Source organism: Sporolactobacillus laevolacticus DSM 442 (genome assembly GCF_000497245.1).
In the GTDB taxonomy this organism is placed as follows: domain Bacteria; phylum Bacillota; class Bacilli; order Bacillales; family Sporolactobacillaceae; genus Sporolactobacillus; species Sporolactobacillus laevolacticus.
In genome coordinates this window covers 88,398-107,439 of record NZ_AWTC01000005.1, presented here as the reverse complement: position 1 = coordinate 107,439, position 19,042 = coordinate 88,398, and the positions used below count along the sequence as shown (strand labels likewise).

Genomic DNA, 19,042 nt, shown 5'->3' with positions numbered 1-19,042 from the left:
GGAGACTGAGGGCATGTCCTATGCAATTGAAATGAGACATATCAGGAAGGAATTTCCCGGCATTGTAGCCAATGACGATATCACCCTTCAGGTTGAAGAAGGGGAGATCCATGCACTCTTCGGTGAAAATGGAGCTGGAAAATCGACTCTGATGAATGTTCTATTCGGACTTTATCAGCCTGATCAGGGAGAAATTTATGTCCATGGTAAAAAGGCGGTAATTCATGACCCCAATGATGCGACTCGGCTCGGCATAGGCATGGTTCATCAGCACTTTATGCTGATCGACAAGTTTACTGTTGCTGAAAACATTGTTCTTGGAAAAGAACCGAAAAAGCATGGCTTACTGGATATGGCGAAGGCGGTCAAAATCGTAAAAGAGCTTTCTGAGAAGTACGGACTGGATGTTGATCCGAATCAAAAAGTGGAAGATATTACGGTCGGTATGCAGCAGCGGGTAGAAATTTTAAAGACCCTCTACAGAGGCTCTGATATTTTGATTTTTGATGAACCAACGGCTGTGCTTACACCACTTGAAATCCAAGAACTGATTGTAATCATGAAACGCCTCGTTAAAGAAGGCAAATCGATCATCTTGATCACACATAAACTTAAAGAAATTTTTGAAGCCTGTGACCGCTGTACCGTGATTCGACGAGGAAAAAACATTGATTCGGTAGCCATTTCCGATACGAATCCAAGTGAACTGGCGAGTATGATGGTTGGCCGAAAAGTTAACGTCCAGGTAAATGATGCACCATATGAACCAAAGGAAAAAGTTTTGGAAGTTGATCATCTGACGGTGCTTGATTCTAGAAAAGTGAATGTCATCAAGGAGCTCAATCTGACTGTTCATGGGGGAGAAATTCTCGGTATTGCCGGAGTGGACGGTAACGGGCAGACCGAATTGATCGAAGCCATTGCCGGACTTAGAAAAGTGAAAAACGGTAGGATCAAGATTAACGGACAAGATGTGACGAATCAAAAAACACGAAAAATCATTGAAGCTGGATTAGGCTATATTCCTGAAGATCGACAGAAACATGGACTTGTTTTGGATTTTTCAATCGGTGAAAATATGGTACTTCAGACGTATTATAAAAAACCATATGCTCAATTAGGTATCCTACAAAATAAAGTGATTACTAAAAAAGCAAAGCAGCTGATTCAAGAATTTGACGTCCGTACGCCAAGTGAAAAGACACTTGCTCGGTCACTTTCCGGAGGAAATCAGCAGAAGGTTATTGTGGCACGCGAAGTCGATCGCAGCCCCGAATTGCTGATCGCCGCCCAGCCAACGCGCGGTCTGGACATCGGTGCCATTGAATTTATTCATGGCAAACTGATTGATGAGAAGAAAAAAGGGAAGGCAGTCTTGCTTGTCTCTTTTGAATTAGACGAAATTTTGCGTTTGAGTGACCGAATCGCCGTGATTTATGAGGGGAACATCATTGATATTGTTAATCCGAAGGAAACGGATGAAAATGAACTCGGCCTGTTGATGGCTGGACGTAAGAAAGGGGGGAATCAGGCATGATCGGATTTTTGAAAAAGATCAATTGGATGACTCTGTTGATTCCCATTGTTTCAGTAATCCTTGGCTTGCTTTGCGGAGCAGTGATTATGCTGATTATCGGTTATAACCCCTTACTTGCTTATCAATCCATTGTAGAGTCGATTTTCCTTCAACCTTATTATGGCGGAGAAACGATTCGCGCGATGATTCCTCTGGTACTTGCGGGACTTGCAGTTGCTTTCGCCTTTCGGACCGGCTTGTTTAACATCGGTGTAGAAGGTCAGCTGATGGTTGGTTGGCTTGCCTCGGTGGCATGCGCCATTATTTTTGGACATCTTCCAAGAGTCCTTCTGCTTCCTATGTCCATAATTGCCGGAGGGGCGGCTGGCGCTTTATGGGGCTACATTCCGGGTTTGTTGAAAGCCAAGTTTAAAGTTCATGAAGTGATCTCGACGATCATGATGAATTACATTGCGCTTTATACAACAGCTTACATCATTAAAAACTTCTTATATCATGAAGGAGAGCGCACACCGACAATTCCTGCTTCTGCTTCTCTAGCATCGAATTTCCTTGCAAATTTGACCCAAGGATCACGACTTCATTGGGGATTTATTGTAGTAATTATTGCCGTCATAGCGATGTGGTACATCCTTTGGAAAACGACAAAAGGCTATGAACTGCGTGCTGTTGGTTTCAGTCCGGATGCATCCAAATATGCTGGTATGAATGTCAGCCGAAACATTGTCCTATCGCTGACGATATCTGGTATTTTTGCAGGGTTGGGCGGCGCAATGGAAGGGCTTGGTACGTACCAATACATGACCATTAATTCAGCTTTTACAGGTATAGGTTTTAATGGAATTGCGGTGGCACTTCTTGGATTGAACTCACCAATTGGCGTTGTGTTTGCGGGTGCGCTGTTTGCCGGCTTACAAACCGGAGGTCTGACCATGCAGTCGGTTGCAGGTGTTCCGGTTGAACTGATTCAAATCATCATTGCTCTGATTATTTTCTTTGTCGGCTCTAGTTATGTCATTAAGTGGGCGATTGAACGCTTATCGAGAAAGGGGCATAAAAAATGAGCATTTTTGAAGTCTTAACGATCATTATTCCTTCGACACTGCTTACCGCGGCTCCTTTGATCTTTACATCATTAGGCGGCGTATTTTCTGAGCGTTCAGGAGTTGTCAATATCGGATTGGAAGGGCTAATGTCGGTTGGTGCATTTACAGCAGCCATCTCAACCTTAGCTTTGGAACATTCGGGATTTGGCGATGCTTCTCCATGGATTGCCATTTTAATTGCCGCCATTGCCGGTGGACTGTTTTCGCTCATTCACGCTGTTGTTTCCATTTCATTTCGAGCGGATCAGACGGTCAGTGGTGTGGCGCTTAACTTTCTTGCAGCAGGATTGACCATCTTCCTTGTAAAAATGATCTATGAGGGAAAAGGTCAGACACCGTATATTACGCATAATATTGATAAAATCAGTATTCCAGGCTTAAGTAAAATTCCTTTCATAGGACCTATCTTTTTCCAACAAGTGACCTACACGTCATATCTGGCAATTCTTGTCTCGGTGCTTGTATGGTTCATTATTTTCAAAACACCGTTCGGATTGCGTCTTCGTTCAGTTGGTGAACATCCGGCAGCAGCGGATACACTTGGGATTAACGTCAGCAGAATGCGCTATATTGGTGTAGCGCTCAGCGGTGTATTCGGTGGGATCGGCGGTGCCGTTTATTTGGTGACGATCACATCGAACTATAGCGTGTCGACAATCGCTGGGCAGGGCTTCCTTGCACTTGCCGCACTTGTTTTTGGTAAATGGCATCCAATCGGCGCCATGGGCGCATCTCTATTTTTTGGATTTGCACAGGCGCTCAGTATTACGAGCCAGCAGATCCCATATCTGGATCGACTGCCTTCGGTAATTATGCTCACCGCACCATATGTGCTGACCTTGATCGTGCTCACCGGATTTGTCGGTCGTGCCGAAGCACCTAAAGCAGACGGTGTACCTTATATTAAAGGGCAAAGATAACAACAGAAAAACATTTGCATTCGTTTCAAAAAAATGAACCGCCGCCAGCTCTGGCGGCGGTTTAACTATTCTTTTTTTATATCTGGACATGCACGGTTAATGGTTGATCCACTTAATGATTTTTGCGGGATTGCCGGCCACAACAGCGTAATCAGGAACATCTTTAGTTACTACCGAACCTGAGCCAATGACGGCATGGTTTCCTATGGTTACGCCGGGATTAATAATTGATCGTCCGCCGATCCAAACATTGTTGCCGATTCGTACAGGTTTTGCATATTCCCATCCATCCAATCTTTTTTTCGGATCAAGTGGATGAGTGGCCGTATAAATATGTACGCCGGGTGCAAGCAGACAATGATCTCCAATCACGACCGGCGCACAATCTAAAATGACGCAGTCGAAGTTGGCATAAAAATAATTTCCAACATGAATGTTGTATCCATAATCGCAATGAAAATTTGGTTCAATGTAGAGTTTATCGCCTGTGGAGCCAAACAGCTGTTTCAGAAGTGCTGTCCGCTGATCGCGCTCTGTTTCTAAAGACGTGTTGTAGGAACGGACAAGAATGCGGGCTTGCTTTCGATCTGCTGTTAATTCAGAATCGCCGGCGTTATATAATTCTCCGGCTATCATTTTTTCTTTTTCCGTTTGTCTAGCCATTTCATCATCCTTCTTTCCTGGTCATCTGTCTCTATAGTAACAAACTATTTGCTATGCGCGTATAGAGAGGAGGTATAGTAGATAACTTGGCACTACATGGGAAATAAATTTTCGCTATAATAAGAGATAAGATCATTTAGAGTCTGCTTTAGATAGGCCATAATTGGGCAGCTTTAAACAGCAAGAATATTTGGAGGATGGATCATGACAACACTTTGCCTGGTCAGGCATGGAGAAACAGATTGGAATGCGATAGGGAAGCTTCAAGGACGTGAAGATATACCGCTTAATGACCGCGGTAGAAAACAGGCAGAGATGGTTGGGGCCTTTTTGAAGAATTCGGAGTTTGCCGCCATTGTCACCAGTCCTTTGCTGCGCGCAAAGCAAACGGCTGAAATTGTGAATCGTTATGTCGGCAGCCTGCCGTTCATTGAAAACAGTGATTTTATTGAAAAGGATTATGGCGAGGCTTCAGGAATGACCGTTCCGGAACGAGACAGCCATTTCCCAGATGGAAAAATTCCTGGAATGGAGTCCTTTGATCTCATTAAGAAACGTGTGCTTCGAGGACTTTCAACGGTCAAAGATCAATTTCCTGATCAGCCGGTATTGCTTGTTGCTCATGGAGGCTTAATTAATGTGATTCTGGCTGTCTTCTCGAACGGCGAGATTGGGACAGGAAAGACAAAACTTTTCAATACGTGCATCAGCCACATTGAAACATCTGGCGACTCGTGGAAGATCATTGATTACAATTGTATTGATCATCTCAGCGCGTTTGGTAAAGTAACCAGTATCTAAACAACAAAAAAGTGAGCGATAGGCTGTCGCTCACGAAAAATTGATTCATTTAAGCGGGTGATGGGAATCGAACCCACGACGAGAGCTTGGGAAGCTCTAATTTTACCATTAAACTACACCCGCAGAATGGATATAAAAACCATTTCCTATCATATAAGAATGGCTTCTTTTTGTCAATGTCGGTGATTAGCTTGCATCATGTGATATTCCTGAGATAATAACTAAAGAGAACGATGTTTGAAAAGCACGAAAAAAGAAGATCAGTTGTCCTTTTTTGTATAAAACTAATTGACCAACAAGGAGTGGCAGACGGTGAAGGCGATTTTAACAGTAATCGGCAAGGATAATGTCGGAATTATTGCGGGTGTCAGCGGTAAACTTGCCGATCTTCATGTGAATATTCTTGATGTCTCACAGACGATCATGAATGGCTATTTTACGATGATGATGATTCTTGATTTATCAGCAGCTACAGACAGCTTCGGAGACATCAAAAAGTTCCTTACTGAAAAAGGAACGGATTTAGGTGTTCAGATTAAGATTCAGCGTGAAGAAATCTTTACATCCATGCACAGTCTATAAGTTGGAGGAAATCAGCAGATCATGGAAACAACACAAATACTGGAAACGATTCGGATGATCGAAGAAGAAAAACTGGACATTCGTACAATCACGATGGGCATCTCTCTGCTGGATTGTATTGACAGCGATGGAGAAAAGGCCCGTGGCAGGATTTATGATAAAATCACTCGCCTTGCCGAGAACTTAGTTAAGACCGGAGAAGCGATTGAAAATGAGTTCGGGATTCCGATCATTAACAAACGAATTTCCGTCACACCGATTGCGCTTGTCGCTGGTGCCTCGCAGGACGAGGACTATTCTGATTTTGCCCGCACTTTGGACAAGGCAGCAAAAACAACAGGTGTCAATTTTATCGGTGGCTTTAGTGCTCTTGTTCAGAAGGGGTACTCAATTGGAGACAAGCGACTAATCCAATCGATACCGGAAGCATTGGCGACGACCGACTTTGTCTGTTCATCTGTAAATGTCGGTTCAACGCGATCGGGCATTAATATGGATGCTGTTAAGCAAATGGGGATCATTGTTAAGAAGACGGCTGAACGGACTGCCGATAAGCAAGGATTAGGCTGTGCAAAATTAGTGATTTTTGCTAATGCTGTAGAAGACAATCCATTCATGGCAGGCGCCTTTCACGGTGTCGGCGAAGAGGATTGTGTGATTAACGTTGGCGTAAGCGGTCCGGGTGTGGTTAAAAGAGCGCTTGAAAAAGTCAAAGGGCAGCCTTTTGACGTTGTTTCTGAAACAATCAAAAAAATAGCATTTAAAATAACAAGAATGGGCCAGCTCGTTGGGCACGAAGCCTCAACGCGTCTCGGTGTGCCGTTCGGCATTGTTGATTTGTCTTTAGCGCCTACACCCGCTGTCGGTGATTCGGTTGCACATATTCTTGAAGAAATGGGACTCGAATCCGTGGGCACGCATGGGACGACCGCTGCTCTGGCATTGTTGAATGATGCAGTTAAGAAAGGCGGGGTCATGGCATGCAGCCATGTCGGCGGTCTGAGCGGTGCGTTCATTCCCGTTTCTGAAGATGCAGGCATGATTCATGCGGTCGAAAAAGGCGCTCTGAACTTGGAGAAGCTGGAAGCAATGACCGCGGTTTGCTCCGTGGGCTTGGACATGATTGCAATTCCCGGCGATACGCCTGCGGAAACAATTTCCGCGATGATCGCTGATGAAGCGGCGATTGGTGTCATTAACAACAAGACGACCGCCGTCCGGGTCATTCCTGCTTTAGGAAAATCTGTTGGCGATACAGTTGAATTTGGCGGTCTTCTCGGCTATGCTCCTGTGATGGATGTCAATCATCATTCTTCAGCGGATTTTATTGCTAGAGGCGGCAGAATTCCTGCACCAATCCACTCCTTTAAAAATTAAAGAAAAACTTGGCGAAGCCAAGTCTAATAACGGCTGAGCCTTAGTTTTTCTTATACCAGGTACCGCTAATCTTTTATATTTTATACATTCTTATTTGTATAAAAAGAACGGAAACCGTTTCTCGCGGTTTCCGTTCTTTTTAATTATTTCCAGTCATTATTGCGATTTTGTTCGTTATCCTGTTTGTGGTCTTTGTTATTACTGGAATCTGCGTTGTCTCCGGTTCTTTGGGCACGTTCTCTTTCTTCAACAGAATGTTCATCAAGCGGTTGCGCAAACTCCTGATTGAATTGTTTTGACGGCTTTGGGTTTTTTTCGTTCTTTTGAGCCAAGATGTTCACAGCTTTCTTTTTTTATTTTGGCGTTATCGCCATGTGATAGTGTGAGCGGAATTCATATATTTATGCTTTTTCTTTTATGACTTTGCATAGACTTTGCTCATGTAGTTCCCAGATAAATTCTTTTGGAGTACGGCTTTTGGCTACTTAACTGACTGAGGATATAAGCGAATGATTCACCATATGCTATATTTACACTAAGAGACAAAAGGAGTGAGTACATATGGAAAAAGGGCGTTTAGCAAAGAAGGATTTACAGGTTGCGATTGAGCAAAAAGAGATTTATGAAAAGAAGTTGGTCAAGTATCAACTGAAATTACTATGGATGCAGCATCTTCTTATGGAAAATAAACTAGGGGTCATTTTTGTTTTTGAAGGATGGGATGCGGCAGGAAAGGGCGGGGCAATCAAGCGTGCGGTTGGTAACCTCGATCCAAGAAACGTACGAGTCTGGCCCATTGCCGCGCCGGCACCTCATGAGAAAAGATTTAATTATATGCAGCGTTTCTGGAGAAAAATCCCACAATATGGACAGATCGCTATATTTGATCGTTCGTGGTATGGCCGGGTGCTTGTAGAGCGCGTTGAGAAGCTTGCCGAAACTGAGGAGTGGCAACGTGCTTATAAAGAAATTAATAACTTTGAGAAGCTGCTCACGAGTGACCGGTATATTATTGAGAAATTTTGGCTGCATATCAGCAAAGAAGAGCAATATGAGCGATTTAAGAAACGCGAAGGAGATCCATTAAAAAAATGGAAAATTACGGATGAGGATTGGAGAAATCGTCAAAAATGGGAAGAGTATGTGACAGCAGCCGAAGAAATGTTTGATAAAACAGATAAACCAAATGCACGCTGGCATATTATTCCGGCAAACAGTAAGTGGTACGCCCGTATCGCCGTGCTTAAACAAATGACAAAATCGATTGAAGCACACTTAAAGATAAATGGTGTTGATGTCACGGCCATTCCGGTGTCATCTGGAGATGGAATGCTTCACAAATGATTTAGTGGATCAGAGGTTTCTTTAGATGAGTAAGATTTTTCATGCCATATACCTCCCCTTTTTACGCTATACTTTAAGAGAAGCAGGACACTTTTTAGCTTGTGAAAGTGAGCGAATGGCAATGATTCGCGCTCTCCGGGCGGAAATGGGCAGGGGGAGGAACCTTTTGGAGATTGTTCAGAAGCATGCGATGATTGATATCGGATCCAATTCGATTCGTCTTGTAATCATTGGCGTTGACCGTGACTATTTTTTTAAAGAACTGTTAAATTTTAAAGCAGTAGCAAGACTTAGCAATTTCATAGATGAAAATAATAATCTAAGCAGAGAGGGCACGTCTGTTCTCCTCACCGTACTTAAACGGTTTCAGTCCATTATCGAGCGTGAACGGGATGTACTTGTTGTCGATGCGTTTGCGACAGCCGCGATGCGCAAAGCAAAAAATCGCGAGGCGGTGCTGAAACTTATTCTGGAGCAAACGGGTTTGACTGTTCGCTTGCTCTCCGGGATAAAGGAAGCCTATTATGGCTATTACGCGATTATTAATTCAACCTTTGTGGAAGATGGAATCTCAATCGACATCGGTGGGGGGAGCACTGAAGTTACGATGTTCAAGAATCGTAAACTCATCCATTCACATTCCTTCCCTTTTGGTGCTGTAACGCTGTACAAGACTTTCTACAAGAATGGGGATCCGAACGCCGGTGAAAAGCTGGAGGCATACATAAAAAAGGCGTTTTCTTCATTTGACTGGCTGTGCGGAAATCAACTTCCGATTATTGGCATTGGCGGAACTGCACGCAACCTGGCACGCATTGATCAGCTTCAGGAACATTATCCTATGGTTGGTCTGCATCAATACACCATACCTCGGGGCCGGCTTGATGAACTGACGAAAAAATTGGCGTCGATGACAATCGAAGAAAGAGAAAGTATGGACGGTCTTTCAAAAGATCGGGCAGATATAATCTTGCCGGCATCGGGTGTGATTAATATGCTCGTGAAAATGAATCATGGAGACACCTTTATGCTTAGTGGAGATGGACTGCGCGAAGGAGTCTTCTATGAGTGGGTACTCGGGCAAAGAGGAGAGGAACGTATTCCATACGTTTTGAATGAAAGCCTACGGCAAATGCGAAGGAATTTCAATCTGGACAGCAATCATACGGCATACGTAAAAACACTTGCCTTTCAAGTGCTCGAAGGTATTCTTGTTTTACTTAAAGAGAAAGTATCTGATAGACGAATTGCTTGGCTGCTTTCACATAGTGCCGACCTCGCTTATCTTGGAGAATTTGTAAATAATGAGTCAAGCAGCGCGCAAACATTTTATTTGCTTACTAATATTAACATAAACGGAATTAGCCACCATGACCGGCTGGCTGTCGCGCTTGTTTCTTCTTTTAAGAATCGGTCTAATCTCATTGATTTTGCCAAACCTTTTCAGCAACTGGTGACCAAGGAAGAACTGCGATTATACGAGACACTTGGGGCTGTGCTTCGCCTTGCACATGACTTCGACCGGACGAAATTACATGTCGTCGATCGATTATCGGTAAAGCTTACGAAGAAAAAGCAGGTCCAGATCACTGCTTATTATCATAATGATGCTTACTTCGAAGAGCAGGCTGCGCAAAGACATAAAAAACACCTTGAAAGAGCCTTGAAAACATCGGTGGCCATCCAATTTAAAAATGCTGACGAGTAGACTTGTCAAGACTTCCAATAAGGTGGAAAATAAGAGAGGTTAATCGAATTACTGTGACGGGAAGGGGTCGTTTATGTCTATTTTAGTGTTAGGCGGCGCGGGCTACATTGGGTCGCACGCTGTATATCAGCTGATTGATGCCGGTGAAGACGTTGTTGTCGTCGATAATCTGCAGACCGGCCACAAGGAAGCGTTGCATCCAAATGCGACATTCTACCAAGGAGATATTCGTGACAAGGCGTTTTTGGACTCCGTGTTCAAAAAAGAAACGATCAATGGCGTCATCCACTTTGCCGCTAATTCATTGGTCGGAGAATCAGTTGAAAAGCCGCTGATGTATTTTAACAATAATGTGTACGGCATGCAGGTACTGCTTGAAGTGATGCATGAAAATAACGTGAAGCACATTGTATTCTCATCAACGGCCGCCACTTATGGCGAACCGGAAGTTGTGCCAATTACTGAAGACATGCCGACACAGCCGACCAATCCATATGGAGAGACGAAGCTCGCGATGGAAAAGATGATGAAATGGTGCGACCGCGCCTATGACATGCGCTTTGTCGCTCTTCGCTATTTCAATGTAGCAGGGGCAAGCAAAACAGGTCCAATTGGTGAAGATCATCATCCAGAAACACACCTGATTCCAATTGTATTACAGGTTGCAGCCGGTGAACGGGATCATATTTCAATTTTTGGCGATGATTACGCGACTAAGGACGGAACCTGCGTGCGGGATTACGTCCATATCGAGGATCTGATTGCCGCACACCGTTTGGCACTCCGCTACCTCTTTGATGGAGGAAAGAGTGATGTCTTTAATCTTGGGTCAAGCGAAGGTTTCTCGGTTAAAGAGATTATTGACGCTGCCCGCAAAGTGACCGGAAAGGCGATTCCTGCTGAATTGGCTCCGAGACGCGCAGGCGATCCAAGTACATTAATTGCTTCGCCGGAAAAGGCAAAACGAGTACTTGGATGGAAGCCGGAACACACCAACATTCCTGAAATTTTGGCAGATGCTTGGGCATGGCACAGCAGTCATCCAAAAGGTTATGCCTCAGCCGACTTGGCAAAGTAATGAGTTGTTGATCACTTCCTTTAAAAAGGGAATTATTAACAATTAGAGACAAAGTTTTGACACATAATTGATTTCGCGGTACAATCATATCACTAACCAATTGAATACTTCTTATCCAGAGTGGCGGAGGGACTGGCCCGATGAAACCCGGCAACCCAAATGTAAATTTAGGTGCCAATTCCTGCAGAATCCGTTTGGATTTTGAGAGATAAGAGAAGATATGGAATAATCAGGCTTCTCTCTTATCGAGGGAAGCCTTTTACATTTCCTAGTTCTCAGAGAGAGGCAAACTGGAGATTTGAAGGATATGCGGTTAGAATTCATAGTATTCTGATAAAGAAACAGGAGGAAAATGCATTGAAAAAGATTACTGCAGTTATTTCAGCATTGTTGGCATTCTCTATGATTTTTGTCTTGGCAGCTTGTGGTAACGGTTCTTCTAAAGGATTGAGTGATAAGGAAATTACTGTCGGTGTAACGGGTGGCCCTCACCAGATCGTTATGGAACAGGTTGCCAAACTAGCTAAGAAAGACGGACTGACCATTCATCTGAAAGTATTCAACGATTACAATCAACCAAACATCGCACTGAATGAAAAGGAATTGGATGCGAACAGCTATCAGACACTTCCGTTCCTGAAGAATCAGATTGAAAATAAAAACTATAAGATTACCGATGCGTTTAAAACGGTAGCTTTCCCAATGGGTATCTATTCTAAGAGTATCAAGAGCCTGAAAGACTTGAAAGACGGCGATAAGATTGCTGTTCCTAATGATCCGGCGAACGAACTTCGCGGACTGCAGCTGTTTGAAAAGGCTGGCGTGATCAAGCTGAAAAAAGGCTCGAATGTTACAGCGACAAAGCGAGATGTTGTCGGCAATCCGAAGCATCTGCAAATTGTTGAAATGGATGCGGCTCAGCTTCCGGCTCAATTGAACGAAGTTGCTGCATCAGCGATCAATACCAACTTCGCAATGGGCGCAGGACTGACTGTTCTTAAAGATTCAATTTTCCATGAACCATTAGTGAACAATCCATACCCGAACTACTTTGTTGTCCGTACAGCAAACAAGAATGACAAAGTTGTAAAGCAAATTCAGAAATACTACCACTCAAAAGAAGTTAAAGACTTCATTAAGAAGAAGTTCGGCGGTTCCGTAGTTCCTGCTTGGTAAGGAGGAAGCATCTTGATTAAATTGCAGCATGTGTCGAAGACGTTTCGTGTTGGAAAAAACAAAATCGAAGCCCTGAAGGATGTTTCGCTCGAGGTCAATAAAGGTGAGATTTTCGGTGTAATTGGATTCAGTGGCGCTGGGAAAAGTACGCTGATTCGTTGTGTGAATTTACTTGAACGGCCAACAGATGGGCAAGTGTTCGTTGATGATCAGGATGTTCTGGGACTCGATAAAAGAGGGCTGCGTCAGCTTAGAAGAAAAATTGGCATGATTTTTCAAGGCTATAACTTGCTTGAGACAGCCAATGTTTATGATAATGTCGCAATCCCGTTGAAATTGGAAGGCGTTCCGAAAGATGAGATCAAGGCGAGGACCGAAAAATATCTGGAAATCGTCGGACTAACTGATCGAAGCAAAGCTTTTCCGAGTCAGCTTTCCGGCGGTCAGAAGCAGCGTGTGGCCATTGCCCGCGCACTTGCTCATGAACCGGAAGTGCTGCTGAGTGATGAAGCAACTAGTGCCCTTGATCCGAATACGACGGACGCCATTCTCGAACTCTTGTTAAAAGTAAATAGAGAGCTTGGCATCACAATCTTCCTGATTACACACGAGTTAAACGTGATCCAGCGTATCTGTGATCGGGTGGCGGTCATGGAAAACGGTCGAATTGTTGAATCTGGAACCGTTGTTGATGTGTTTACGCGTCCACGAGAGGCAATGACTAAGCAATTTATTAGTAATGAGTCGAAGTTCTTGATCCCTGCACAATTAAAGAGTGAACTGCTTGAATCAGGCAAGCTGGTCAAACTCACTTTTCTTGGTGAATCGTCCAAGGATCCTGTCCTTGCGACACTGGCTAAACAGTTTGATGTGCTACCAAGCATTATTGCCGGAGGCATCGACCAGCTGAAAGATCAATCGGTCGGCAATCTGCTCGTTCATCTTAAGGGTGATCAAAATAAAGTAGAGACGGCAATCCAGTTCCTGCATGATCAGGATGTACTTGTAGAAGAGGTGAGCGGTTAATGGCAGATTTTCTTAATCAATGGGGTGACGCGATTTGGGAAGGTTTTATCCAGACGACCCAAATGACGCTTATCTCCCTGGCATTCTCCATACTCATTGGTCTTCCGCTTGGTGTTCTGCTTGTTCTGACACGGAAAAACGGTCAGTGGGAAAGTATTCCGGCTTATACGATCGTCAATTCATTAATTAATGTGATACGATCAATTCCGTTTATTATTCTCTTATTCTTTCTTCTTCCGTTTACGAGGGCGGTTGCCGGAACGACGATCGGCGTCAAAGGTGTGATTGTTCCACTAGTGGTTGCCTGCGCGCCTTATATTGCCCGCCTGCTTGAGACAGCAATGCTTGAAGTAAGCAAGGGCGTGATTGAGGCATACCAGTCGATGGGGATCTCGACGCCAAAAATCATTTGGCATGTGATTATCCGCGAAGCAAGGTCTTCGATCATTCTCGGATTAACGATCGCCATTATTGGTTTGATTGGTGAAACGGCAATGGCCGGCTTTGTCGGCGCCGGAGGACTTGGCGATCTTGCCTATCAGTTTGGTTACGTACGTTTCCAGCCTGATGTCATGTACGCTGTTATTATAATCTTGATCATTATTGTTCAGATCATTCAGTCGCTGGGTAATGTGATCGCAAGGAAATTGAAGAAAAACTAATGACTAAAATGGTACCTGTTCAACGAGGAGATATTATCTTTGAGTGTTGACAGGTACTTTTTTTAATTTATAATGTTAATATAACTTAACATTATGTTTGGTAAACTATACATCAAGTGAGTTGAATCGTCTTGCATATCTGTAATCGAGTGAAAGAACTGAGAGCGCGACATGATTGGACGCAGGCGCAGTTAGGAGACAAGGTTGGTGTAACGCGGCAGACGATCGCGTCCATTGAGAAGGGTGACTATGTCCCGTCACTCCTGCTTGGCATGCAGATCTGCGATGCGTTTGGTCTTCGCGTGGAAGAGGTATTTGAACTGGAAAAGGGAGCGGATGAAACGTGAAACGATTAGTTTTTTCGTTTGTGATGTCTGTGGCAATGATTCTTGCATTTGGTTTAGCAATGATCCCACTCATTCAATTTGCGGAAGGTTTTGAGGAGTTGGTTCATTCGCATGGAAATTTTTTTATTGAAATGAACTTTTTGCCTATGGCCCCATTACTCATCTTAAGTGTCATTGAAAGAATTGATTTTTATATTGGGAAGAAGAAAAAGAAACGACCTTCTTTTTGGATGTATCCGCTTGTGACTCCTTCGGATGACGAGCGTGAGCGATCAATTACCGCAAAAGCATCTTATGATGCATTTCGCACCATTTGGATTGTTTCTCCGTTTTGTGCAGGATTGATGGTCTTTTATCCGGTCGTTCGCGATTTATTTCCGGCTTATCCTGTATTTATTTTACTTATCATTCCTTTGGTTCAGGTGACGGTTTACTATTTTAAAGTTAGAAATATCTATTGTTCCTAAGGCAGAAAAATGGGTATGGAAACAAGACAGAATATAGAGTCTGTTCGAAAAGGAGGACAAAAAGGGCCAAGAAGGTCAAGGAAACGCAGCTTTGAGCACCGGAATGTATGAGAATAATACGTGAGGAGCGGAAAAGCAAGTTGACACAGAGATTCGCCGGTAATTTTTCCCGGACTTTTCGAACGCCCTCTAATAGGATAAACTAGATTGAAAAAGGAGAGGATCTAATGGAACAGAAAAAAATTGATTGGATGCTCACCACACTGCTTCAGTGGACATTAAATATTGTGTTGATTGCGCTGGCGGTTGTGCTGAGTGTCGCGTTGGTCAAGGAAACCTATCAATTTTTTACTTATCTCTTCTTGAGCGAAAATGCCTCATATTATCATCTGCTTGAAGGTATTCTCGTATTTTTTCTTTACTTTGAGTTTATTGCGCTAATCATCAAGTATTTTCAAGCGCACTATCATTTTCCGCTGCGCTATTTTGTTTATATCGGTGTCACAGCGATTGTTCGATTAATCATTGTCAGCCACGATAATCCGCATTCTGTGTTGCTGTATGCGATCGCAATTCTTGTGCTGGTCGCAGCGCTGTATATCGCAAATACGAAGATGCTGAAACGAGAGTAAATATGGCTCCTCTTCGGAAAAGAAGGGGAGCCATGAAAATAAGTTCAAATTAATAAACCGCTTTCAAAAAAATCAATCGTGATAGGTTTGAGCGATTGCGTCCGCGGTAACAATGGCGTTAAAGACATCATCTGGGGTTACTTCAAATGGCATATTGCCCATTGTGTCATTAACCGAGCACGACAATTCGGCAACGTTGCGCCATTCTTCGTCAACGAATTCAGTGAGGCCAAGATCCTGTAAAGTCAACGGAAGGCCAACTGCTTTTATGATGTTAATGACTTCTTCAAGCTCTTCCTGAGGCGCATTTTCGAGAACGAGCTGAGCCAAGAGTCCGAACGTCACTTTTTCGCCATGCTGAACGCGATGAAGCGATGGAACGGCTGTCATTCCATTATGAATCGCGTGAGCCGCGGCAAGACCACCCGATTCTGCACCCACACCACTTAGGTAGATGGTTGCTTCAATGACCGCTTCCACTGCCGTTGTTGACAGTTTTTTCTCCACTGCGTGCATTGCTGGAATGGCGTTGCGGAGAATTGTTTCGTAGCATTGTTTAGCCAAGCCGACACCGATGAGAGAAGGACGAAGATTTGCCAAGTTCAATCCATTGCTGCGATAGCAGGCACGGGCTTCAAAATAGGTGGTTAATCCATCGCCGATACCCGCTGCAAAGAAACGCTTAGGAGCCGAAGCGAGAATATCGGTATCAGCGATAACCATATCCGGATTGCTGGGCAAATACAGATACTGATCAAATTGCCCTTCGTCGGTATATACTACAGTGATTGACGTACAAGGTGCGTCCGTTGACGCGATGGTCGGATAGATAACGACAGGCAGTTTTTCGTAGTAGGCGGTCGCTTTCGCTGTATCCAAAGTCTTTCCTCCGCCAATGCCTACAATGACATTAGCGCCAGCCAGTCTTGCGAGCTTACGGTTGCGATCGATTTCATTCTGTGAACATTCGTAGTTAAACTTCTCGAACGTAGCAGTTTTGCCTGATGCGTTGAATGAAGCGCCTCCGACTTTTGCGGCTTGATCCACAATAAACTCGTCACAGATAAAGTAGGCGTTATCGCCGAACGGACTGATGTAACTGCTGATGTTTGAAAGTATGCCTTTGCCGACAATGAATTTTTTTGGTGATGTGACCGATTTCGCAAGCTTCGTGCCTTTTTTTAAAATAGCAGTATCTGTCATGACTGATCATCCTCCCTTTTGATAGCCTAATTATAAAATGATTGGTCACAGAATACCAGTGAAAGCGCTTAAATTAATGAATAAAATGTGAACAAGTGCAAATTCAGCGTGATTATCATTGCTTAATGAATGTTTTGTTATTGACAAAATAAATAATAATGGTTTTTAAAACATGCTTGTTAATGTGAATCCTCCAGCTATTGAAATTCAGGTTGACATAAGGTAATGTTTTGTTGAGAGACTATGAACGGACCATCTGTGAGTAGCCAATATACGTAACTAAGGGGTAGAAAAAATGGGAAAAGTGCTTGTGTTCGGGCATAAGAGTCCTGATACCGATGCGATTTGCTCAGCGATCGCATTTGCTGAACTTAAGAACAAACTCGGAGAAGAAGTAGAACCCGTTCGCCTTGGCGATTTGAATGGTGAAACGGAATACGTGCTGAAACATTTTCAAACGGAAGCGCCTCGTTTTGTAAAGACTGTTGCCAATGAAGTGCCGGCTGTCTATTTGGTCGATCATAATGAACGGCCGCAAAGCGTTGAGGATATTGAAGATGTTGAGGTGCTCTCAGTTGTAGACCATCACCGCATTGCTAATTTTGAGACCAAAGCTCCGCTTTACTACCGCGCTGAACCAGTTGGCTGTACAGCGACAATCATTAACAAGCTGTACAAAGAAAATGGCGTGGAAATCTCCAAAACGATTGCGGGCCTGATGCTGTCCTCAATCATTTCCGACACCCTGCTTTTCAAATCACCGACATGCACAGAAGAAGATGTGAAAGCGGCTAAGGAACTCGAAGCTATTTCCGGAGTCGATGCACAATCTTACGGACTGGACATGCTCAAAGCAGGTACCAACGTTGCCGATAAATCGGCTGAAGAACTGATCTCCATTGATGTTAAGCCTTTTGAAATGGGCAAATACGCAGTGGAAATCGCCCAGGTCAATGTCGTTGATATTAATGATGTGCTCTCACGTCAGGCGGAACTCGAAACTGTAATTAACAAAGAAATCGAAGCGAAGAACCTGGATCTGTTTGTACTGGCTGTAACCAATATCTTAACCAGCGATTCTGAAGCACTAATCCTCGGTAAAGCAGCTGCTGCAGCCGAAAGTGCGTTTAAGGTGACTTTAGACAATAATACTGCAACACTTAAGGGCGTTGTATCCCGTAAAAAGCAGATCGTTCCGGTCTTAACCGAAGAACTGACGAAATAAATATATTGCAAGAACCAGGAACAGAGGGAGCCGATCCCTCTGTTTTTTTTTAGCTTTCGGCACCAAACGAGTAAATAATGCAGCAGACTGCTAATATAAAATATAAAAGGAGTGTATTAATGAGAAACGTTATGTCCCGTTCGTTATATCGTCATTTTAAAGGAAAATTCTATTACGTGATTGACGTTGCGTTGGATTCGGAAACACAAACAGAAATGGTTGTTTATCAAGCGCTTTATGGAGATAACAAGCTATGGGTTAGACCAAAAACAATGTTCTTATCTGAAGTTGACGAAGGAAAAGAAAATCCGACAGGACAAAAATATCGTTTTGAATACTATCAAGATTAACCTAATTGTCCCGGTGCCTCATTCATGCGCGAAAATGGTGAAACACGTATAATGAGAAAAAAGATTTCATTGTAAGGGAGAATCTAGATACATGTACAACCAAACCATCAGCACATTGCTGAATCACCGGTCCATCAGGAAATTCAAAGATCAGGCCTTATCGGAAGAACAGATAAAGTTGCTTGTGGAATGCGCGCAGGCGGCATCAACATCTAGCTTTACACAATCCTTTTCCATTATTGGTGTTGAAGATCCCCTGATTAAGAAGCAGCTTAGGGAGATTTCCGGCGATCAGTCTTATGTGGAAGAGAATGGCTATTTCTTTGTATTTGTTGCCGACCAATATCGCAATCAACAGATTGGCGAACATATTGACACAGATACATCGGTATTAGATACTACGCAACGTTTGATCGTTGCGCTTGGCGATGCCGCATTCGCAGCTCAAAATATGGCCGTTGCGGCTGAATCCATGGGCCTTGGCATTTGCTATATTGGCAGCATCCAGCGGGATGTTAAAAAGACAGCTGAACTTTTGCAGCTGCCAGAGTTCACATTTCCAGTATTCGGTCTTGCAGTTGGATACCCGGATCAGGAACCGGAAAAGAAGCCGCGCTTGCCTTTTACATCCATTTTTCATAAAAATGTGTACAGAAAAGGGATGTCAGAAGACGAGTTGAAAGGCTATGATCAACAGATCGCTGATTATTATCATTCACGGACAGGCGGGAATCGCGATGAGACGTGGACCGGTCAGATTGCTCAAGGGTTGAGTGCGCCGGCGCGCATGGCACTCAAGCCATTCCTGGAAAAGCAGCACCTGGGCAGGCGTTAAGCA

At 43.7% G+C, this 19,042-nt stretch carries 21 protein-coding genes, 1 tRNA gene and 1 riboswitch; of the genes, 18 read left to right on the top strand and 4 right to left on the bottom strand.

Annotated elements, in window-relative coordinates; all coding sequences use genetic code 11:
* Window positions 1–13 precede the first annotated feature (13 nt).
* The 3 genes from P343_RS25805 to P343_RS25795 are packed head-to-tail and all read left to right on the top strand — an operon-like array spanning window position 14 to window position 3,563.
* Window positions 14–1,537, top strand: coding sequence for an ABC transporter ATP-binding protein (locus P343_RS25805; protein ID WP_023509660.1), 1,524 nt, complete (start codon window positions 14–16; stop codon window positions 1,535–1,537).
* Window positions 1,534–2,601, top strand: coding sequence for an ABC transporter permease (locus P343_RS25800; RefSeq protein ID WP_023509659.1), 1,068 nt, complete (start codon window positions 1,534–1,536; stop codon window positions 2,599–2,601). Before P343_RS25805 ends, P343_RS25800 begins: the two co-directional genes overlap by 4 nt.
* A complete protein-coding gene (locus P343_RS25795; RefSeq protein WP_023509658.1) occupies window positions 2,598–3,563 on the top strand; it encodes an ABC transporter permease in 966 nt (321 codons plus the stop codon). The genes P343_RS25800 and P343_RS25795 overlap by 4 nt, the downstream gene beginning before the upstream one ends.
* Before the next feature lie 96 nt (window positions 3,564–3,659).
* On the opposite strand, the gene P343_RS25790 is transcribed toward P343_RS25795, so the two are convergent.
* Complete coding sequence (locus tag P343_RS25790) at window positions 3,660–4,226, bottom strand: sugar O-acetyltransferase (protein WP_023509657.1); 567 nt, start codon at window positions 4,224–4,226, stop codon at window positions 3,660–3,662.
* Between the two features lie 204 nt (window positions 4,227–4,430).
* Between P343_RS25790 and P343_RS25785 the strand changes: the two genes are divergently transcribed.
* On the top strand, window positions 4,431–5,027 hold the full coding sequence (locus P343_RS25785; protein ID WP_023509656.1) for a histidine phosphatase family protein: 597 nt from the start codon (window positions 4,431–4,433) through the stop codon (window positions 5,025–5,027).
* Between the two features lie 52 nt (window positions 5,028–5,079).
* Here the strand turns inward: P343_RS25785 and P343_RS25780 are convergent.
* Window positions 5,080–5,150, bottom strand: a tRNA-Gly gene (locus tag P343_RS25780).
* A 189-nt stretch (window positions 5,151–5,339) separates the two neighbouring features.
* Here P343_RS25780 and P343_RS25775 point away from each other — a divergent pair.
* Together P343_RS25775 and P343_RS25770 are read left to right on the top strand one after the other, a co-directional pair.
* Complete coding sequence (locus P343_RS25775; protein ID WP_023509655.1) at window positions 5,340–5,609, top strand: ACT domain-containing protein; 270 nt, start codon at window positions 5,340–5,342, stop codon at window positions 5,607–5,609.
* A gap of 21 nt (window positions 5,610–5,630) precedes the next feature.
* Window positions 5,631–6,986: a PFL family protein gene (locus P343_RS25770; protein ID WP_023509654.1), complete on the top strand. Its 1,356-nt coding sequence runs from the start codon at window positions 5,631–5,633 to the stop codon at window positions 6,984–6,986.
* A gap of 143 nt (window positions 6,987–7,129) precedes the next feature.
* Here the strand turns inward: P343_RS25770 and P343_RS25765 are convergent, their stop codons facing one another.
* Window positions 7,130–7,318 carry a hypothetical protein gene (locus P343_RS25765; protein ID WP_023509653.1) on the bottom strand — a complete coding sequence of 63 codons (189 nt, stop codon included), beginning with the start codon at window positions 7,316–7,318 and terminating at the stop codon, window positions 7,130–7,132.
* Between the two features lie 229 nt (window positions 7,319–7,547).
* On the opposite strand from P343_RS25765, the gene P343_RS25760 reads away from it, so the two are divergent.
* From P343_RS25760 to psiE, 9 genes are all read left to right on the top strand, one after another.
* Window positions 7,548–8,330 carry a polyphosphate kinase 2 family protein gene (locus P343_RS25760; RefSeq protein WP_023509652.1) on the top strand — a complete coding sequence of 261 codons (783 nt, stop codon included), beginning with the start codon at window positions 7,548–7,550 and terminating at the stop codon, window positions 8,328–8,330.
* Window positions 8,331–8,355: 25 nt separating this feature from the next.
* Window positions 8,356–10,038: a Ppx/GppA family phosphatase gene (locus P343_RS25755; protein ID WP_236620337.1), complete on the top strand. Its 1,683-nt coding sequence runs from the start codon at window positions 8,356–8,358 to the stop codon at window positions 10,036–10,038.
* Between the two features lie 73 nt (window positions 10,039–10,111).
* The gene (gene galE / locus P343_RS25750; protein ID WP_023509650.1) at window positions 10,112–11,116 is read left to right on the top strand and encodes a UDP-glucose 4-epimerase GalE; all 1,005 of its coding nucleotides are present in this window, start codon (window positions 10,112–10,114) and stop codon (window positions 11,114–11,116) included.
* A 108-nt stretch (window positions 11,117–11,224) separates the two neighbouring features.
* Window positions 11,225–11,331, top strand: a riboswitch (SAM riboswitch).
* Window positions 11,332–11,473: 142 nt separating this feature from the next.
* A complete protein-coding gene (locus P343_RS25745; protein ID WP_023509649.1) occupies window positions 11,474–12,292 on the top strand; it encodes a MetQ/NlpA family ABC transporter substrate-binding protein in 819 nt (272 codons plus the stop codon).
* Between the two features lie 12 nt (window positions 12,293–12,304).
* A complete protein-coding gene (locus P343_RS25740; protein WP_023509648.1) occupies window positions 12,305–13,318 on the top strand; it encodes a methionine ABC transporter ATP-binding protein in 1,014 nt (337 codons plus the stop codon).
* Window positions 13,318–13,980: a methionine ABC transporter permease gene (locus tag P343_RS25735; protein ID WP_023509647.1), complete on the top strand. Its 663-nt coding sequence runs from the start codon at window positions 13,318–13,320 to the stop codon at window positions 13,978–13,980. Before P343_RS25740 ends, P343_RS25735 begins: the two co-directional genes overlap by 1 nt.
* Before the next feature lie 131 nt (window positions 13,981–14,111).
* Window positions 14,112–14,327, top strand: coding sequence for a helix-turn-helix transcriptional regulator (locus P343_RS25730; RefSeq protein WP_023509646.1), 216 nt, complete (start codon window positions 14,112–14,114; stop codon window positions 14,325–14,327).
* On the top strand, window positions 14,324–14,794 hold the full coding sequence (locus P343_RS0118665; RefSeq protein ID WP_023509645.1) for a DUF2178 domain-containing protein: 471 nt from the start codon (window positions 14,324–14,326) through the stop codon (window positions 14,792–14,794). The genes P343_RS25730 and P343_RS0118665 overlap by 4 nt, the downstream gene beginning before the upstream one ends.
* A gap of 227 nt (window positions 14,795–15,021) precedes the next feature.
* Window positions 15,022–15,426, top strand: coding sequence for a phosphate-starvation-inducible protein PsiE (gene psiE / locus P343_RS25725; RefSeq protein WP_023509644.1), 405 nt, complete (start codon window positions 15,022–15,024; stop codon window positions 15,424–15,426).
* A 72-nt stretch (window positions 15,427–15,498) separates the two neighbouring features.
* Here the strand turns inward: psiE and P343_RS25720 are convergent, their stop codons facing one another.
* Window positions 15,499–16,629, bottom strand: coding sequence for a glycerol dehydrogenase (locus P343_RS25720; RefSeq protein WP_023509643.1), 1,131 nt, complete (start codon window positions 16,627–16,629; stop codon window positions 15,499–15,501).
* 295 nt (window positions 16,630–16,924) lie between these two features.
* Between P343_RS25720 and P343_RS25715 the strand changes: the two genes are divergently transcribed.
* From P343_RS25715 to nfsA, 3 genes are all read left to right on the top strand, one after another.
* A complete protein-coding gene (locus tag P343_RS25715; RefSeq protein ID WP_023509642.1) occupies window positions 16,925–17,854 on the top strand; it encodes a manganese-dependent inorganic pyrophosphatase in 930 nt (309 codons plus the stop codon).
* 119 nt (window positions 17,855–17,973) lie between these two features.
* A complete protein-coding gene (locus P343_RS25710; protein WP_023509641.1) occupies window positions 17,974–18,204 on the top strand; it encodes a DUF1653 domain-containing protein in 231 nt (76 codons plus the stop codon).
* Between the two features lie 91 nt (window positions 18,205–18,295).
* Complete coding sequence (gene nfsA / locus P343_RS25705; RefSeq protein ID WP_023509640.1) at window positions 18,296–19,039, top strand: oxygen-insensitive NADPH nitroreductase; 744 nt, start codon at window positions 18,296–18,298, stop codon at window positions 19,037–19,039.
* Window positions 19,040–19,042 lie beyond the last annotated feature (3 nt).

Excerpts from the sequence above, each read along its gene's own strand:
- P343_RS25735 (WP_023509647.1), top strand. The coding sequence starts at position 13,318 with ATGGCAGATTTTCTTAATCAATGGGGTGACGCGATTTGGGAAGGTTTT.
- nfsA (WP_023509640.1), top strand. The coding sequence starts at position 18,296 with ATGTACAACCAAACCATCAGCACATTGCTGAATCACCGGTCCATCAGG.
- P343_RS25710 (WP_023509641.1), top strand. The coding sequence starts at position 17,974 with ATGAGAAACGTTATGTCCCGTTCGTTATATCGTCATTTTAAAGGAAAA.
- P343_RS25795 (WP_023509658.1), top strand. The coding sequence starts at position 2,598 with ATGAGCATTTTTGAAGTCTTAACGATCATTATTCCTTCGACACTGCTT.
- P343_RS25720 (WP_023509643.1), bottom strand. The coding sequence starts at position 16,629 with ATGACAGATACTGCTATTTTAAAAAAAGGCACGAAGCTTGCGAAATCG.
- P343_RS25805 (WP_023509660.1), top strand. The coding sequence starts at position 14 with ATGTCCTATGCAATTGAAATGAGACATATCAGGAAGGAATTTCCCGGC.
- P343_RS25755 (WP_236620337.1), top strand. The coding sequence starts at position 8,356 with ATGAGTAAGATTTTTCATGCCATATACCTCCCCTTTTTACGCTATACT.
- P343_RS25715 (WP_023509642.1), top strand. The coding sequence starts at position 16,925 with ATGGGAAAAGTGCTTGTGTTCGGGCATAAGAGTCCTGATACCGATGCG.
- psiE (WP_023509644.1), top strand. The coding sequence starts at position 15,022 with ATGGAACAGAAAAAAATTGATTGGATGCTCACCACACTGCTTCAGTGG.
- galE (WP_023509650.1), top strand. The coding sequence starts at position 10,112 with ATGTCTATTTTAGTGTTAGGCGGCGCGGGCTACATTGGGTCGCACGCT.
- P343_RS25790 (WP_023509657.1), bottom strand. The coding sequence starts at position 4,226 with ATGGCTAGACAAACGGAAAAAGAAAAAATGATAGCCGGAGAATTATAT.
- P343_RS25785 (WP_023509656.1), top strand. The coding sequence starts at position 4,431 with ATGACAACACTTTGCCTGGTCAGGCATGGAGAAACAGATTGGAATGCG.
- P343_RS25760 (WP_023509652.1), top strand. The coding sequence starts at position 7,548 with ATGGAAAAAGGGCGTTTAGCAAAGAAGGATTTACAGGTTGCGATTGAG.
- P343_RS25800 (WP_023509659.1), top strand. The coding sequence starts at position 1,534 with ATGATCGGATTTTTGAAAAAGATCAATTGGATGACTCTGTTGATTCCC.
- P343_RS25770 (WP_023509654.1), top strand. The coding sequence starts at position 5,631 with ATGGAAACAACACAAATACTGGAAACGATTCGGATGATCGAAGAAGAA.